The following is a 776-nucleotide window of genomic DNA, read 5'->3' on the forward strand; positions in this document are numbered from 1 at the left end:
TTTTCCTGCTCCAGATAAATCACCGCCCCTTTAGCGAGTATCTCTGACTCCTCGATAAGTGCTAAAGTCTCTGTAAGTAAGCCTTTGCGAAAGGGTGGATCGAGAAAGAGTATATCAAAGGCACCCTGTTGTTTTGGACTCGCTTGAAGCCAAGTCAATGCGTCGAGGCACTCCACCACAGCTCGCTCAGCAGCCCCCCCTAATAGCGCGTAGTTTTCCTTAAGGCTCGAGGCTGCCTGACTACTTTTCTCAATAGAGCATAGCTCACCAGCGCCGCGTGAAAGCGCCTCGAGGCCTAAAGAACCACTGCCAGCAAATAAATCCAATACTCGGGCGCCGGGTAGATAAGGCATTAACCAATTAAACACCGTCTCTTTCACTCGGTCTGTCGTTGGGCGAAGACCTTCAAGCGCCGGAAAGTTTAATCGACGACTACGCCATTCACCGCCAATAATGCGAAAAGAGCCCGTTTGCGAGCTATCTATACGATTATTTTTACCATATGGCCGAGATTTTTGTCCTCGATGGTTTTTTTTAATCCTGGCTGGCATTAGAATTTCCTGTTATGTCATGCATATTATCCAAAGCACTCGAAAAAGCTCGCTTGTTTAGACGGATCCGTGCATTGTAAGTGAATTTTAGCCTCGCCGTTGCGATCTTTTTCAAAGAGAAATTATAACGGCATGAATCAAATACCTTAAGTTGTTCATATTATGCAAACAGAAATTTTATACTCTTTGGTCACCCTTGGCGTCATTGCACTCCTAATAGCAATC

1 protein-coding gene is annotated in these 776 nt (G+C 45.6%); it reads right to left on the reverse strand.

The window, feature by feature from the left end; translation table 11 throughout:
• Positions 1-551: 16S rRNA (guanine(966)-N(2))-methyltransferase RsmD (gene rsmD / locus A3766_RS19530; protein ID WP_068642815.1), on the reverse strand; the 551-nt coding region annotated here is incomplete at its 3' end.
• Positions 552-776 lie beyond the last annotated feature (225 nt).

This window comes from Oleiphilus sp. HI0132 (genome assembly GCF_001635845.1).